Origin of the sequence: Streptomyces sp. NPDC020875, from assembly GCF_040641415.1 — a bacterium.
GTDB lineage: Bacteria > Actinomycetota > Actinomycetes > Streptomycetales > Streptomycetaceae > Streptomyces.
The window spans coordinates 105,906-120,123 of the sequence record NZ_JBFADP010000012.1; the positions used below are offsets into that span (position 1 = coordinate 105,906).

A 14,218-nucleotide genomic window follows, 5' to 3' on the forward strand; every position below is an offset into this window, starting at 1 on the left:
GAGCCGGGCCCGGACGCGTTCTCACGATCGGGGTTCAGGGGCGGGCGGCCGGTTCGGGTACGGCGTCCGGGCCCGGGCTCTCGTGCCGGGGAGTCCGCTCCCGGCCCAGCAGCACCACGGCGAGTACGGCGGCGCAGACCATCAGCCCGGCCGTGCTCAGGGCCGCCAGCCGCATCCCGTCCACGAAGGCGTCCCGGGCGGCGGTCAGCAGCGGTCCGCCCAGTTCGGCGGGGAGCCGCCCGGCGACGGCCACCGCGCCGCCGAGGGTCTCCCGGGCGGTCTCCGCCGCTCCCGGGGGCAGCCCGTCAGGGGCGGTCCCCTCGACACCGGCGCGATAGGCCGCCGTACCGATCGAACCGAGAACGGCCATCCCGAGGGCGCCGCCGAACTCGGTCGCGGTCTCCAGCAGCGACGCCGCGGCCCCCGCCTTGTCCGGCGGCGCGGCCGACAGCGCCCGGTCGTTCATCAGCGCCAGTACGGAGACCAGGCCGGACCCGGTGACCGAGGTACTGACCAGGACCAGGGCCAGTTGGTCCGTACCGGCGAGGGAGAGGGCGGCGAAGCCGGACGCCGCGAGCAGGAAGGCGCCGCAGACGACGGCCCGCCGGGGGAGGTGCCGGGCGAGCGCCCCGGCGGCAGGGGCGGCGGCGCCGACGGGCACCGCCGGTACGACGCTCCACAGCGCCGCCTCCAAAGGGCCCAGGCCGAGCACCGACTGCAGATACTGGGTGGTGAAGTAGGCCGTTCCCATCAGGGCGAAGACCCCGGTCAGCAGCAGGGCGGCGCTCCGTCCGAAGATCCGGTCTACGAAGAGGTCCCGGCTGATCATGGCGTCCCGGCGGGTGCGCTGCCGGTGGACGAAGAGCGCGCCGACGGCCGTACCGGCGAACAGGCAGAGCACGGCGGCCGGTTCGGGTCCTTCGGCGGCGATCTCCTTGAGCCCGTAGACGGCCGGGAGGACCGAGCCCGCCGACAGCAGCACGCTCGGCAGATCGAAGGGGCCGGGCGCGGGGTCCTTCGACTCCGGTACGAGTACGGGCGCGAGGACCAGCAGCAGCGCCATCGCCGGGACGTTCACCAGGAAGACGGAGCCCCACCAGAAGCGCTCCAGCAGCACCCCGCCCAGGACGGAGCCGAGCGCCACGCCGGTGGCCAGGGTGCTGGACCAGATACCGATCGCGAGGGTCCGCTGCCGGGCGTCCCGGAAGAGGGTGCGGACCAGGGCCATGGTGCTCGGCATCAGGGTGGCGCCGCCGATGCCGAGCAGGACCCGGGCCGCGATCAGGGTCTCGGCGGTGTCGGCGTAGGCGGCCAGTACGGAGGCGGCGCCGAACGCGGCGGCCCCGGCCATCAGCAGTCTGCGGCGGCCGATCCGGTCGCCGAGCGACCCCATGGTGAGCAGCAGTCCGGCGAGGGCGAAGGCGTAGCTGTCCAGGATCCACAGCTGCTGGGCGCCGTCGGGGTCCAGTTCGCGGTTGATCGCGGGGATCGCGAAGTAGAGGACGGAGACGTCCATCGAGACCAGGAGCAGGGGGAGGAGCAGGACGACGAAGGCGGTCCATTCGCGTCGGCCAGCCCGTGGCTCCCCCGCGGCGGCGGGTGAGTTCGGCATGGAGGGGACCATACAAGCGTCTTAAACATATGTCTATGACGCTCGTATAGATTCTGTACGTCCGTATGGGACGAACGTCTGGGACGGTTGTCCCAGCGGGGTCCTGCGGGCCGTTCGGGCGGCGGTACCCTGCCGGGCATGGGACATCGTGAGGATCTGCTCGAAGGTGCCAAGCGCTGCCTGCTGGAGAAGGGGTACGCGCGGACCACCGCACGCGACGTCGTCGCCGCGTCCGGGACGAATCTCGCCTCCATCGGCTACCACTACGGCTCCAAGGAAGCGCTGTTGCAGGCCGCGTTCCTCGCACTGATGGAAGCCTGGGGCGACTCGGTGGACCGGCCCGCCGACGCGGCCGGACTGCCCGGGACCGGACCCGAGCGGTTCGAAGCGGTCTGGGAGCGGGTCGTCGCCGGGTTCCCCGCCCATCGCGCGCTGTGGAAGCTCCAGATCGAGGTGGTGGCCCGGCTCGACGAGGACGAGAAGCTGGCCGAGGCGGTACGCGGCTGGCAGGTACGCGGCCGGGACGAGCTGGCCCAGCTCTTCGGCGGGATCGACGCCAAGGGCGACCCCGACCGCGCCCGGGGCGCCGGACTCCTCGCCCAGGCGCTGGTGGCGGGTGTGATGACCCAGTGGCTGGTGGACCCGGACACGGCCCCCACGGCGGACGATCTGGCGGAGGGCCTGAAGGCGCTGGCGGGTATCGGGACGTAGCCGCCGCGCCCGGCGGCGTACGGCCCCGCTCGGAGACGTACCGGCGGACGTACGCCTAGGGCGTGTTGCGAAAGTCCCGCCTGGCCCGCGACGCCCGGCACGCACACTCTCCCCCGTAGCCCTTCGGGCACGGGGGTGCCCCCAGCGTTGCCGGGATCGCCCAAGTACGTCCAGTACGAGGGCGACCGCCCCCTGGCTTCGCCGGGGGGACCCCCACCGCCATCGCGATTGCACGCACCGGACGCCGCGGGCCCCGCCCTTCGGGCGGACGGCGCTACTTTCGAAACACGCCCTACGGGCTCACCGGCCGCCGCGGCTACAGCCGGGCCGTCTTCAGCGCCATGTGCAGCAGCAGCCGGTCCTCGCCGTCCGCCAGGTCGAGACCGGTGAGCTGCTCCACCCGGGACAGCCGGTAGTAGAGGGTCTGCCGGTGGATCCCGAGCGCGGCGGCCGTCCGGCTCGCCTGGCCCGCGTGGTCGAGGAAGACCTCGGCGGTCCTGGCCAGCTCCCGGTGGGCCGGGGCGAGCAGCGGCCGGACCGCCGGGTCGTCGGCCGCCGGGCCGTCCGCGAGCGCCGTGAGCATCCGGTACGGGCCGATCTCCCGCCACTCGGTGATCTTCGGGGCCCCGGGCCGGGCGAGGGCCGCGCGGGCCGCCGAGGTCGCCTCGTACCAGGCGGCGCCCAGCCCGGTCAGCCCGCTGCGCGGGGCCGCGACCCCTGCCGCCGGGGCGGGCGCGGCGGCCGGGGGAGTACGCCCGCGGGAGCCGCCGGGCGCCCCGGAGGGCCCCGGGCCCCGGGCCGGGTCCGTACCCGGGCCCGTACCCGCGCCGCCCGTCAGCTGCTCCGCGACGGCCAGCGCCGGTCCCGTGGCATCGCCGGAGCGGAGCCGTACCAGCGCCGCGAGGACCCGGGACGACGGCCCCTCGCCGGTCTCGTCGCCGTCGCCGGGGGCCGTACGGGACACCGGCGACGGGGCCCACGGCACGGTCAGGGTGCAGAGGGCGGCGACCGACGGCAGCGACCGGGCCGACGGCGCGTCCGGCGACGGCCAGGGCGCCACACAGACCACCGCGTGCGGCCCGTCCGCGGACCGGCCCACTCCGCCCAGGGCCGTCCGGAGCGCCGCCACCGCCATGTCGTACTGCCAGCCGCGTTCCGCCGTCAGCGCCGCCCGCAGCTCCCGGGCCACATCCGTATCGGCCCGCTCCTCGTCCGCCAGCAGGGTGCCGATCCGGGCGGCCACCTCCATCGCCGCCGCCAGCTGCTCGTCGGTCGGGCCGGGGGTGCTGTCCAGCAGCCAGACGTAGCCGAGGACCACACCCCGATGGCGTACGGGCAGGCAGATCCGGTCCCGGTAGACCCCCGCGTCCGGGGCGGCCGGGATCCGGACCGGTCCGGTCGCCCGGGTGATCCCGAACCCCTCGAACCAGGCCCGGACCGCGGGGGTGGAGCGGCGGGTCAGGATCGAGCGGGTACGGACCGGGTCGAGCTGGGTCTCGTCGAAGGCGCTGTCGTCGTCCTGGGCGCCGAAGGCGATCAGGCCGAAGTCGCGGTTCTCCAGCGTCGCCGGGGCCGCCAGCAGTGCCGAGATCTCGTCGACGAGGTCCTGGTAATCGCCCTTCACCCGGACATTCTGGCACGCCGCGGCCCGGCCTTCAGACAAATGTCTGAGATCCCGGCCACGGATGCGTGACAGCTGTCGATGGCCGAGGATCGGAGCGATCCTTAGATTTCACGGTGGTTCCTCGTGCCGTTCCGGATCGACTTCCCCGCGATCCGGGCGGCCTGCTCGTACATCATCCGTGGAGGTCCCCGTGCTGGGTCCCGTGATTCTCGCCGCGTCGCGCAGCGACAAGATGCGCCGTGTCATCTCGGCCGCTCCGGTCACCAAGCCGGTGGTCAATCGCTTCATCGCAGGCGAGAACGTCGACGAGACGGTCCCCGTCGTCGTCGAAACGGCCGCCAGGGGCCTGGAGGTCACCCTCGACGTCCTCGGTGAGGACATCACCGACCCGGCGGAGGCGCTGCGCGCCCGGGACGCCTATCTGGAACTGATCGAGGCGCTGAAGCCGCTCGGCCTCGGCGAGCGCGCCGAGATGTCGGTGAAGCTGTCGTCCTTCGGCCAGGCGCTGCCCGGCGGCCACGACCTGGCCCTGCGGAACGTCACCCCGGTCGTCGAGGCGGCCACCGAGATCGGCACCACGGTCACCCTGGACATGGAGGACCACACCACGGTCGACTCCACCCTGGCGATCCACGCCGATCTGCGCGAGCGCTTCCCCCGGACCGGCGCCGTCGTCCAGTCGTACCTCTTCCGCACCGAGGACGACTGCCGGATGCTCGCCGAGGCCGGTTCCCGGGTCCGGCTGGTCAAGGGCGCCTACAAGGAGCCCGCGACCGTCGCCTACCAGGACAAGGCCGAGGTCGACAAGGCGTACATCCGCTGCCTGCGGATCCTGATGGAGGGCGAGGGGTACCCGATGATCGGGTCCCACGACCCGCGCATCATCTCCATCACCCAGGAGCTGGCCCGCCGGGCGGGCCGCAAGCTCGACGACTACGAGTTCCAGATGCTGTACGGCATCCGCGAGGCCGAGCAGGCGCGACTGGCCGCCGAGGGCCACCGGATGCGGGTGTACATCGCCTACGGCACCGACTGGTACGGCTACTTCATGCGCCGGCTCGCCGAGCGCCCCGCCAACCTGGCGTTCTTCCTCCGCTCCCTCGCCACCCGCGGCTGACCGAGCCCCCGAACCACGCACGCCACGAACGAAGGAGAGTCGGCACCCATGGACGCTGTCACCCAGGTCCCCGCGCCGGTCAACGAGCCGGTCCACTCCTACGCGCCCGGCAGCCCCGAGCGCGCCCGCCTGGAGGCGAAGCTCAAGGAGCTGGCCGAGAACCCGATCGAGCTGCCGATGACTATCGGCGGCGAGCGCCGGATGGGCGGCGGCGAGCGGGTCGACGTCGTCCAGCCGCACAACCACCGGGCCGTCATCGGCACCTTCGCCGGGGCCACCGAGCAGGACGCCCGGGACGCCGTCGACGCGGCCCTGGCCGCCGCCCCGGCCTGGCGCGCGATGTCCTTCGACGACCGTGCCGCGATCATCCTGCGGGCCGCCGAGCTGCTGGCCGGACCGTGGCGCGAGACGCTGGCCGCCTCCACCATGCTGGGCCAGTCCAAGACCGCCCAGCAGGCCGAGATCGACACGCCGTGCGAGCTGGTCGACTTCTGGCGGTTCAATGTCGCCTACGCCCGCGACCTGCTGGCCGAGCAGCCCCCGGCGAACTCGCCGGGCGTCTGGAACCGGCTGGACCACCGGCCGCTGGAGGGCTTCGTCTACGCGATCACGCCCTTCAACTTCACCGCCATCGCGGGCAACCTGCCCACCGCCCCCGCCCTGATGGGCAATGTGGTGGTCTGGAAGCCGTCCCCGACCCAGACCCACGCCGCCGTGCTGCTGATGCGGCTGCTGGAGGAGGCCGGGCTGCCCAAGGGCGTCATCAACCTGGTCACCGGTGACGGCATCGCCGTCTCCGAGGTCGCGCTGAACCACCCCGACCTCGCCGGGATCCACTTCACCGGCTCGACCCGCACCTTCCAGCACCTGTGGAAGACGGTCGGCAACAACATCGAGAAGTACCGCTCCTACCCGCGGATCGTCGGCGAGACCGGCGGCAAGGACTTCGTCGTCGCCCACCCGAGCGCCGACCGCGCGATCCTGAAGACGGCGCTGACCCGCGGTTCCTTCGAGTTCCAGGGCCAGAAGTGCTCGGCCACCTCCCGGGCGTACATCCCCGCCTCGATCTGGGACTCCGGCTTCAAGGAGGAGTTCGCGGCCGAGGTCGACGGGATCGCCATGGGCGACGTCACCGAGCTGTCGCACTTCATCGGCGCCGTGATCGACGACCGCGCCTTCGCCAAGAACAAGGCCGCGATCGACCGCGCCGCCGCCGACCCGACCTGCGAGATCATCGCCGGTGGTACTTACGACGACTCGGTCGGCTACTTCGTCCGCCCGACGGTCATCCGCTGCACCGACCCGGGCAACGAGGTCTTCACGGACGAGTACTTCGGCCCGATCCTCGCGGTCTACGTCTACGACGACGAGTCGGCCGAGGGCTACGACGCCATGCTGGACCAGATGGAGTCGGTGTCCGCGTACGCCCTGACGGGCTCGGTCATCGCCAACGACCGCGCCGCCGCCGCGCACACGATGGAGAAGCTGCGGTACGCCGCGGGCAACTTCTACATCAACGACAAGTCGACCGGTGCCGTCGTCGGCCAGCAGCCCTTCGGCGGCGGGCGCGCCTCCGGCACCAACGACAAGGCGGGCGCCCCGCAGAACCTGATGCGCTGGACGCTGACCCGCGCCATCAAGGAGACGCTGGTACCGCCGACCGAGTACGGCTACCCGCACATGGGCTGATCCCGTACGGGCCCGACCGGGCCCCGGGAAGCCCCGCAGACACCGCCCCCGCTCCGGCCCCCACGCCGGAACGGGGGCGGTTTCCATTCCCGGGGCGTACGGCCCCGGGCGGCCCCGGGCGTACGGAGTCGTACGCGCGGGGCCGGGCCGGTCAGTCCGTACGGGGGGACTCCGCGAGGCGCTTGATCGTGGTCAGCCGGGAGTCCCAGTCCGAGGCGACCCGGGCCATCCAGCGGGCCGCCTCCTCCAGCCGGGCGGGCAGCACCGTGTACCGGGTCTCCCGCCCGGCCCGCCGCCCGCCGACCAGACCGGCCCGGGACAGGATCCCCAGATGCTTGACGATCGCCTGCCTGCTGACCGGGAGTTCGGCCGCCAGGACGGTGGCCGTGGCGCTGCCGTGGTCGGCCAGACCGTCGAGGATCCGGCGGCGGGTGGGGTCCGCCAGCGCCGACAGCACCTCGGACATGGCGTCCGCCGTCTCCGTGGTCCCGGTCGTGGTCCCGGCCGGGCGGGATCCGGGACCGGCCGGGCTGCCGCTGCCTCCAGTCATACGGTGATTCTCACCCGTCCGTCCCGGCGTCCGGGCACTCGCCCCCGGTCACACCCTCGGTGCTCCCGGTCTCCGCGTAATTCTTGATGTTGACGACCTGGCCCGCCCAGCCGCCGTCATGGCTCTCGTACGACGCCGTTTCCAGCCGCTCCGCCGGGATCGAGAGACCCGCGAACCCGGTCTCCACGACCCGGAGCAGTGTGCCGTCCCCGGCCGGGGCGAGGGTGAACTCCACCAGGGTCGAGTTCTTCTCGGTGGCGGGCTCGTCCGGATAGGCCGAGGCCCAGCGGTAGGCGAACCGGCGCGGCGGCTCGACGGTCACGATGGTGGTCGGGAACCGCCCGTACTCCCCGTGGTCCAGGAGCATCGTCCCGCCCGGCCGCAGATCCACCGGCGCCGGATCGCCCTGCCCGAACCACTTCCCTACGTGCACGGGCTCGGTGAGCACCGTCCAGACGCGCTCCGGCGACGCGTCGATCACGATCTCCTTCTCGATCCGGTCCCGCTCGGGGCCGGTGGCGGACGTCTCGGTCATGGCGATGCCTCCTGTCGAACAGTCTCACTGACGTGCTACCTCATGGTTGCACTTTCTAGAGAGTGGCGCAACCAATCGATTGCGCGTGTCGGGATGCGGTGCCGCGATCCGGCCCGGCTGTGGAGTACCGGACAACGTGCCGTAATCCCAGGAACCGGGCGGGGGGCGGTGGTTGACTTGGAGGGTGTTCGTCCTCCTGCCCGGAACCGGACTGGTGCTCCCGCATCACGCGGGCACCCTGCGGTTCGGCATGAGCGGCTACGCGGCGCAGTGGGCCGTCTCGATGCTCTGCGAAGTCCGGATCGGCGCCGTCGCCGGGACCGCGTGGGCCTTCACCGGCGAGTATCTGGGGCTGACCCTCAGCGTCTGGGGCGCGGCGGACGGGCCGCGCGCCGGGGGAGTCGGCTATGTCCAGCTCGCCCGGGGCACGGACGCGACGGGCGGGGAGCCCACCGGGCCCGCCCTGGTCCCGGTGGTGCATCAGGGCGTCGACCTCTTCGGACGGCCGAGGGCCGAGGTGGTGCCGTATCTGCCGGGCGCGGCCCGGGTGGACCACGGTCTGGGACGCTCCGGCGGCTATGTCCAGGCCATCGGGCTCCGCTGCCCCGGCTGGTGCGTCCCGGTCGTCGGCTGAGCCGTACGGCCCGAGGATCCGGTTCGTCCCGGCCACGGGCATGAGGGCCTGGCCCGTCCCGGCCACGGGCCCGCTGGTCCGGTACTTCCCGGGCGACGGACGCGCCCCGCGAGGCCAGGGCGCTCCGGGGCGTACCCGGGGCGCCGGGCCGCTCCGGAGGGGCGGGATCGAGCCGGACGGCGCGCGGCCGGAGCGGAAAATCGCGGCCGGACCGCGGGTTTCTTGTCAGGCTGCTGCCATGCCGATCACGCCTGACGCCCTGTCCGCCGCCGACCCGGCGGCGCCCGCCCTTGCCGAGCCGCTCTCCGTGCTCCACACCTTCCAGCTCACCCCCGCCGAACTGGCCGCGATCCGCGCCCTGATGGACGAGGCGTTCGAGGGGGACTTCTCCGACGAGGACCTCGAACACGGCCTCGGCGGGATGCACGCCGTCATCCACGACGCCGACGGACGGCTGATCGCCCACGGTTCCGTGATCATGCGCCGGGTACTGCACGGCGGCCGCTGGCTCCGGATCGGCTATGTGGAGGCCCTCGCCGTCCGGGCCGACCGGCGCCGGCAGGGACTGGGCGGCCGGGTGATGGCCGCCCTCGAACAGATCGTGGCCCGCGCCTACGACTTCGGCGCCCTCTCGGCCTCCGAGGAGGGGGCCGCGCTCTACCGCGCCCGCGGCTGGTGGCCGTGGACCGGCCGGATCGAGGGCGTCTCGCCCGACGGGCTCGTCCGGCTCGCCGACGAGGAGGGCACCACCTACGTCTGGGGCGGCGTCCCGGCCCCCGAGGACGCCCTCGCCTTCGACTGGCGGGACGGCGACGTGCTGTGAACCGTCCCGCCCGGCCCGGCCGCCCCTCCGGTCTCCGGCCGGCCGTCCCTCAGAGCGCCCCCGCGTCCAGCGCCGTCCACACCGACGGATAGATCGGCCGGAAGCCCAGCTCGTCACGGATCCGGGCGGTCGACACCACCCCGTGCCAGGGGTCGGGGTCGGTCCGCCCGTACAGGTCGTCCGGCAGCGGCACCCCGTTCAGCCGATGCAGATCCACCGCAGAAACGGGGGAGTCGTCGGCGATGAAGTAGCGCCGCCCGGCCGCCCCCGGGGCGTACAGCAACCGCATCAGACCCTGTGCGACATCCGCGTGGTGCACCAGCTGGGCCCGTTTGTGCGCGGCCCATTCCCCGGCCCACCGCAGGGACTGGGCCAGATGCGGATCACCCTCGCCGTAGACGAAGGAGAGCTGGCCGATCCGCAGGTCGAGACCCCGGTCTCGGTGAAGGGAGAGCAGCCCCTCGGCGGCCGCCGCCTTCGCGGCCGGATACGGACCCCACAACGGCCCGCCCGGCACGGTCTCGTCGTCCTCCCGGAGCGGTCTGCCGCGCCCCGAACCGTAGGCCAGATTGGTGCTCACCTGGACGAAACGGGGCGCCCCGGCGTCCAGCGCCGCCTCGGCGAGCGCGATCGCCGCGTCCCGGTTGACCTCCCACGACTCGTCGTCGGGCACCCCCCCGGAACGCGGCCGCGACATTCACCACGGCGGTCGCGCCTCGCAGCGCCGCCCGTACCCCGCCGCCGCCCCCACCGGTCAGCTCCCGCAGATCGCCCGGGACGACCTCGGCGCCCGACGCCGCCAGCGGGGCGGCGCGGTCCGGGTCCCGGGCCAGGACCCGGACCGTCCCGCCGGATATCGCCGTCCGCCGGATCAGCCGGGGCACGAACCGCCGTCCGACCTCACCCGTCGCACCCGTCACCAAAATCAGCATCCGTCTCTCCCCGGGCCGTTCTTCCGTGCCACGGCGTCCATGGCACGATCACGATCGCGTGGTCCGGCGGGCGGTGGGAGAGCCCCGGCGATCGGGGGACCGGCGGACCCCGTCTCGCCCCTGGCCCCGGTTCCCCGCCCCGCGCATGCTGTAGCTCATGGACCGTCCCGCGCTCGCCGACTTCCTGCGCCGCAGCCGCGCCCGGCTCCGCCCCGCCGATGTCGGGCTGGCGGACGGCCCCCGGCGGCGGACCCCCGGACTGCGCCGGGAGGAGGTGGCCCGGCTCACCGGTATGTCGGCGGACTACTACACCCGGCTCGAACAAGCCCGGGGCCCCCGCCCGTCCCGTCAGATGCTGACCGCCCTCGCCCGGGCGCTCCGGCTCGGTGACGACGAGCGGGACCATCTCTTCCATCTCGCGGACGAACAGCCGCCACGCGCCGACCGGTTCTCCGACGACCACGTTCCGCCCGGGCTGCTGCTGATCCTCGACCGGCTCCACGACGTACCGGCGCAGGTCATGAGCGACTGGGGCGGGGTGCTGGCCCAGAACGCCATGGCCGACGCGCTGACCGGGCCCGGATGGCCCGGCCGCAACGTGGTCCTGGAGTGGTTCGCGGACCCCGCCGTCCGGGACCTCTTCCCGCCCGAGGACCACGAGGAGCACTCCCGGGCCCATGTCGCCCAGCTGAGGGCCGTCGCCTCCGCCCGCCCCGGCGATCCGCGGCCCGCGGCGCTCGTCGCCCGGCTGCGGGCCCGCAGCGCGGAGTTCGCGGACCTCTGGGAGCGCCACGAGGTGGTGGTCCGGCGCGCGGAGGCCAAACGGTTCGTCCATCCCGTGGTCGGAGTGCTGGAACTGGAGTGCGACGTACTCGCCGGGACCGGCCGGGGGCACCTGCTGATCGTGCACAGCGCCAGGCCCGGTACGACCGCGTACGAGCGGCTGCGACTGCTGGGTGCGGTCGGCCTCCAGTCCACGGCCCCGGAACACCGGGCCCCGGCCGGGCGCGCCGCCGCCCTCCGGGATCACCCCTTCGGGTGATCCTCGCCATGATCGGAATTCGGCGCTGACCTGCGGGTTCCATGATCTCCGTCTCAGATAGTAGGAAGTCCGACTACTTGTGGAGACAGGAGCGCGTCGCTGCCCTAGCTTTGTAGAAGCCGAACGTCCCGCTCGATCGAGCGAATGGCGGTTCCGAGTGCGCGCCTGTGACGGGTGACCCCTGTCCGGCGGTCTCGCCGCCCCAGCCGGCGCCCCCGTCATCCCTGTGATCTCCCGCGATCCCGTGATCCCCAAGGAGTCGATCGCCATGTCCGCCACCCTGTCCGCCGAGACCGTCCGCCCCGAGCGGGTCCGGGTCCGCCGCTCCCGTGCCGCCGAATCCGACCGCCGCAACGCCGCCGCGGCGCTCCAGCGCGCGCTCGACCGCCGGGACAACGGCGGAGCCACCGGACACTGAGACCGCCACCGCCGTCGGCCACTCGCCGGGCTGTCCAGCAAATGGACAGCCTGTGTCATGGGGTGGGATGGCGAGTAGGGTGCCCACATGCCCCGCAGCCTCAACATCGCAGTCATCCCCGGCGACGGCATCGGCCAGGAAGTCGTCGCCCAGGGACTGAAGGTCCTGACCGCAGTCCTCCCGCAGGACGTCAAGCTGGAGACCAAGGAGTACGACCTCGGCGCCCAGCGCTGGCACCGCACCGGTGAGACCCTTCCGGACGCGGAGCTGGAGGCGCTCAAGGGGCACGACGCGATCCTGCTCGGCGCCATCGGCGACCCCTCCGTGCCCTCCGGAGTCCTGGAGCGGGGGCTGCTGCTCAAGCTGCGGTTCGCCTTCGACCACTTCGTCAATCTGCGGCCGTCCAAGCTCTTCCCGAACACCTCGACCCCGCTGGCGGGCCGCCCCGAGATCGACTTCGTGGTCGTCCGCGAGGGCACCGAGGGCCCGTACACCGGCAACGGCGGCTCGCTGCGCACCGGTACGCCCGCCGAGGTCGCCACCGAGGTCAGCCTGAACACCGCCTACGGTGTGGAGCGGGTCGTCCGCGACGCCTACGAGCGGGCCAACGCCCGCCCCCGCAAGAAGCTGACGCTGGTCCACAAGAACAACGTCCTGGTGTACGCGGGCCACCTCTGGAAGAACATCTTCGACCGGGTCGGCCAGGAGTACCCCGAGGTCACCACCGACTATCTGCACGTCGACGCGGCGACGATCTTCTTCGTCACCCAGCCGGAGCGCTTCGACGTCATCGTCACCGACAACCTCTTCGGTGACATCCTCACCGACCTCGCCGCCGCCGTCACCGGCGGAATCGGCCTGGCCGCCTCCGGCAACATCAACCCGACGGGCTCCTTCCCGTCGATGTTCGAGCCCGTCCACGGCTCCGCCCCCGACATCGCGGGGACCGGCAAGGCCGACCCGACGGCCACGATCCTCTCCGTCGCCCTCCTCCTGCGCCACCTCGGCTTCGACCCCGAGGCCGCCCGGATCGAGGAGGCCGTCTCCGCCGACCTGGCCGAGCGCGACGGAACCTTCCGTACGACGGACGAGATCGGCGACGCCCTCGCGGTACGCGTAGTAGCGGACTGACCCGACGACGCCCTCACGAAGCCGCCGGGTCGCAGACAGCGCCCGGCGGCTTCTCCATGCGGTCCCCGGGCGACCCCGGCCCGTCGAACCGACCGGCCGGTCACCGGACCGCACATTCGTCCCGTACCACCCGTTTCGAGCGGCCCCCTCCGGGGGCGATAATCGAACCGGGCCGTGGCCCACGGGAATGCTCGGACGTCCTAGCACCAGCTGCCGACGCCGAAGCGGACGTGCGCGGTCCACCACATCAAGGTGAAGGACACTGCACTCATGACGACGCCCACGATCGAGCTGAAGCCCTCCGCCCGTCCGCTGCCCGCGGCCGAACGGGAGACGATCCTGAAGGACCCGGGATTCGGCCGCTACTTCACCGACCACATGGTGACGATCAAGTGGACCGAGGGCCGGGGCTGGCACGACGCCCAGCTCGCGCCGTACGCCCCGCTCTCGATCGACCCGGCCAATATGACCCTGCACTACGCGCAGGAGATCTTCGAGGGACTGAAGGCGTTCCGCCGTCCCGACGGGACCGTCGCCACCTTCCGCCCGGAGAAGAACGCCGAGCGGTTCCGGATCTCCGCCCGCCGGCTGGCGATGCCCGAACTGCCGGACGAGCTGTTCATCGCCGCCTGCGACGCCCTGGTCCGGCAGGACGAGGCATGGGTCCCGCCGCACGGCGGCGAGGAATCCCTCTACCTACGGCCGTTCATGATCGCCAATGAGAACGGGCTCGGGGTCCGCCCCGCCAACGAGTACCTCTTCGTCGTGATCGCCTCCCCGGCCGGGGCCTACTTCACCGGCGGGATCAAGCCCGTCTCCGTCTGGCTCTCCGAGAACTACGTCCGCGCCGTCCCCGGCGGCATGGGCTTCGCCAAGACCGGCGGCAACTACGCGGCGTCCCTGCTGGCCCAGGCCGAGGCCGCCCGTGAGGGCTGCGACCAGGTCGTCTGGCTGGACGCGCTGGAGCACCGCTGGGTCGAGGAGATGGGCGGGATGAATCTGTACTTCGTGTACGGGGACCGGATCGTCACCCCCGAACTGACCGGCTCCCTGCTCGCCGGGATCACCCGCGACTCGGTGCTCACCCTCGCCGCCGACCTCGGCCGGACCGCCGAGGAGGGCCGGATCTCCACCGAGCAGTGGCGGCGCGACACCGAGAACGGCACCCTCACCGAGGTCTTCGCCTGCGGCACCGCGGCCGTCATCACCCCGATCGGCCGGGTCAAGTCCGCGTCCGGCGAATGGCTCCAGAGCGGCGGCGAGCCCGGCGAGCTGACCCTGAAGCTCCGCAAGGCGCTGCTGGACATCCAGACCGGTGCCGCGCCCGACCCGCACGGTTGGACCCACCGGCTGGGCTGATCCCCCGATCCGGCCGTACGGCCCCGGCGCCTCGCCGGAGC

Annotated in this window: 13 protein-coding genes and 1 pseudogene; 9 read left to right on the top strand and 5 right to left on the bottom strand. The window is 72.9% G+C overall.

Features of this window, described 5'->3' with window-relative positions; genetic code table 11:
• Nucleotides 1-34 precede the first annotated feature (34 nt).
• Nucleotides 35-1,612 carry an MFS transporter gene (locus AB0G74_RS09460; protein ID WP_361142487.1) on the bottom strand — a complete coding sequence of 526 codons (1,578 nt, stop codon included), beginning with the start codon at nucleotides 1,610-1,612 and terminating at the stop codon, nucleotides 35-37.
• A 138-nt stretch (nucleotides 1,613-1,750) separates the two neighbouring features.
• Between AB0G74_RS09460 and AB0G74_RS09465 the strand changes: the two genes are divergently transcribed.
• Nucleotides 1,751-2,323, top strand: a complete 573-nt coding sequence (locus AB0G74_RS09465) for a TetR/AcrR family transcriptional regulator (protein WP_361142490.1) — start codon at nucleotides 1,751-1,753, stop codon at nucleotides 2,321-2,323.
• A gap of 316 nt (nucleotides 2,324-2,639) precedes the next feature.
• Here AB0G74_RS09465 and AB0G74_RS09470 read toward each other — a convergent pair whose 3' ends face one another.
• The gene (locus AB0G74_RS09470; protein WP_361142493.1) at nucleotides 2,640-3,947 is read right to left on the bottom strand and encodes a helix-turn-helix domain-containing protein; all 1,308 of its coding nucleotides are present in this window, start codon (nucleotides 3,945-3,947) and stop codon (nucleotides 2,640-2,642) included.
• A gap of 190 nt (nucleotides 3,948-4,137) precedes the next feature.
• Between AB0G74_RS09470 and AB0G74_RS09475 the strand changes: the two genes are divergently transcribed.
• Together AB0G74_RS09475 and pruA are read left to right on the top strand one after the other, a co-directional pair.
• A complete protein-coding gene (locus AB0G74_RS09475; protein ID WP_361142496.1) occupies nucleotides 4,138-5,064 on the top strand; it encodes a proline dehydrogenase family protein in 927 nt (308 codons plus the stop codon).
• Nucleotides 5,065-5,112: 48 nt separating this feature from the next.
• Nucleotides 5,113-6,753: an L-glutamate gamma-semialdehyde dehydrogenase gene (gene pruA, locus AB0G74_RS09480; RefSeq protein ID WP_361142499.1), complete on the top strand. Its 1,641-nt coding sequence runs from the start codon at nucleotides 5,113-5,115 to the stop codon at nucleotides 6,751-6,753.
• Between the two features lie 151 nt (nucleotides 6,754-6,904).
• Here the strand turns inward: pruA and AB0G74_RS09485 are convergent, their stop codons facing one another.
• Nucleotides 6,905-7,219, bottom strand: coding sequence for a metalloregulator ArsR/SmtB family transcription factor (locus AB0G74_RS09485; protein WP_361142579.1), 315 nt, complete (start codon nucleotides 7,217-7,219; stop codon nucleotides 6,905-6,907).
• A 94-nt stretch (nucleotides 7,220-7,313) separates the two neighbouring features.
• Nucleotides 7,314-7,838 (bottom strand): SRPBCC family protein, encoded by a 525-nt coding sequence (locus AB0G74_RS09490; RefSeq protein WP_361142502.1) that lies wholly within the window; start codon nucleotides 7,836-7,838, stop codon nucleotides 7,314-7,316.
• Between the two features lie 184 nt (nucleotides 7,839-8,022).
• Between AB0G74_RS09490 and AB0G74_RS09495 the strand changes: the two genes are divergently transcribed.
• Both AB0G74_RS09495 and AB0G74_RS09500 read left to right on the top strand, forming a co-directional pair.
• Entirely contained in the window at nucleotides 8,023-8,472 is a 450-nt protein-coding gene (locus AB0G74_RS09495; RefSeq protein WP_361142504.1) for a hypothetical protein, read from the top strand.
• A 238-nt stretch (nucleotides 8,473-8,710) separates the two neighbouring features.
• Nucleotides 8,711-9,295 carry a GNAT family N-acetyltransferase gene (locus tag AB0G74_RS09500; protein ID WP_361142507.1) on the top strand — a complete coding sequence of 195 codons (585 nt, stop codon included), beginning with the start codon at nucleotides 8,711-8,713 and terminating at the stop codon, nucleotides 9,293-9,295.
• A gap of 49 nt (nucleotides 9,296-9,344) precedes the next feature.
• On the opposite strand, the pseudogene AB0G74_RS09505 reads toward AB0G74_RS09500, so the two are convergent.
• Nucleotides 9,345-10,227, bottom strand: a pseudogene (locus AB0G74_RS09505) (NAD(P)-dependent oxidoreductase).
• A gap of 157 nt (nucleotides 10,228-10,384) precedes the next feature.
• Here AB0G74_RS09505 and AB0G74_RS09510 point away from each other — a divergent pair.
• The 4 genes from AB0G74_RS09510 (at nucleotide 10,385) to AB0G74_RS09525 (ending at nucleotide 14,177) form a co-directional block, all read left to right on the top strand.
• Nucleotides 10,385-11,269 carry a helix-turn-helix transcriptional regulator gene (locus AB0G74_RS09510; RefSeq protein WP_361142508.1) on the top strand — a complete coding sequence of 295 codons (885 nt, stop codon included), beginning with the start codon at nucleotides 10,385-10,387 and terminating at the stop codon, nucleotides 11,267-11,269.
• A 268-nt stretch (nucleotides 11,270-11,537) separates the two neighbouring features.
• On the top strand, nucleotides 11,538-11,687 hold the full coding sequence (locus tag AB0G74_RS09515; RefSeq protein WP_361142511.1) for a hypothetical protein: 150 nt from the start codon (nucleotides 11,538-11,540) through the stop codon (nucleotides 11,685-11,687).
• Nucleotides 11,688-11,774: 87 nt separating this feature from the next.
• A complete protein-coding gene (locus tag AB0G74_RS09520; RefSeq protein WP_361142514.1) occupies nucleotides 11,775-12,818 on the top strand; it encodes a 3-isopropylmalate dehydrogenase in 1,044 nt (347 codons plus the stop codon).
• A 270-nt stretch (nucleotides 12,819-13,088) separates the two neighbouring features.
• On the top strand, nucleotides 13,089-14,177 hold the full coding sequence (locus AB0G74_RS09525) for a branched-chain amino acid aminotransferase (protein WP_361142517.1): 1,089 nt from the start codon (nucleotides 13,089-13,091) through the stop codon (nucleotides 14,175-14,177).
• The last annotated feature ends 41 nt before the right edge of the window (nucleotides 14,178-14,218 follow it).

What these genes read in the sequence shown, in the direction of transcription:
- AB0G74_RS09515 (WP_361142511.1), top strand. Translation starts at nt 11,538, where the DNA reads ATGTCCGCCACCCTGTCCGCCGAGACCGTCCGCCCCGAGCGGGTCCGG.
- AB0G74_RS09520 (WP_361142514.1), top strand. Translation starts at nt 11,775, where the DNA reads ATGCCCCGCAGCCTCAACATCGCAGTCATCCCCGGCGACGGCATCGGC.
- AB0G74_RS09485 (WP_361142579.1), bottom strand. Translation starts at nt 7,219, where the DNA reads ATGTCCGAGGTGCTGTCGGCGCTGGCGGACCCCACCCGCCGCCGGATC.
- AB0G74_RS09500 (WP_361142507.1), top strand. Translation starts at nt 8,711, where the DNA reads ATGCCGATCACGCCTGACGCCCTGTCCGCCGCCGACCCGGCGGCGCCC.
- AB0G74_RS09465 (WP_361142490.1), top strand. Translation starts at nt 1,751, where the DNA reads ATGGGACATCGTGAGGATCTGCTCGAAGGTGCCAAGCGCTGCCTGCTG.
- AB0G74_RS09460 (WP_361142487.1), bottom strand. Translation starts at nt 1,612, where the DNA reads ATGCCGAACTCACCCGCCGCCGCGGGGGAGCCACGGGCTGGCCGACGC.
- AB0G74_RS09510 (WP_361142508.1), top strand. Translation starts at nt 10,385, where the DNA reads ATGGACCGTCCCGCGCTCGCCGACTTCCTGCGCCGCAGCCGCGCCCGG.
- AB0G74_RS09490 (WP_361142502.1), bottom strand. Translation starts at nt 7,838, where the DNA reads ATGACCGAGACGTCCGCCACCGGCCCCGAGCGGGACCGGATCGAGAAG.
- pruA (WP_361142499.1), top strand. Translation starts at nt 5,113, where the DNA reads ATGGACGCTGTCACCCAGGTCCCCGCGCCGGTCAACGAGCCGGTCCAC.
- AB0G74_RS09525 (WP_361142517.1), top strand. Translation starts at nt 13,089, where the DNA reads ATGACGACGCCCACGATCGAGCTGAAGCCCTCCGCCCGTCCGCTGCCC.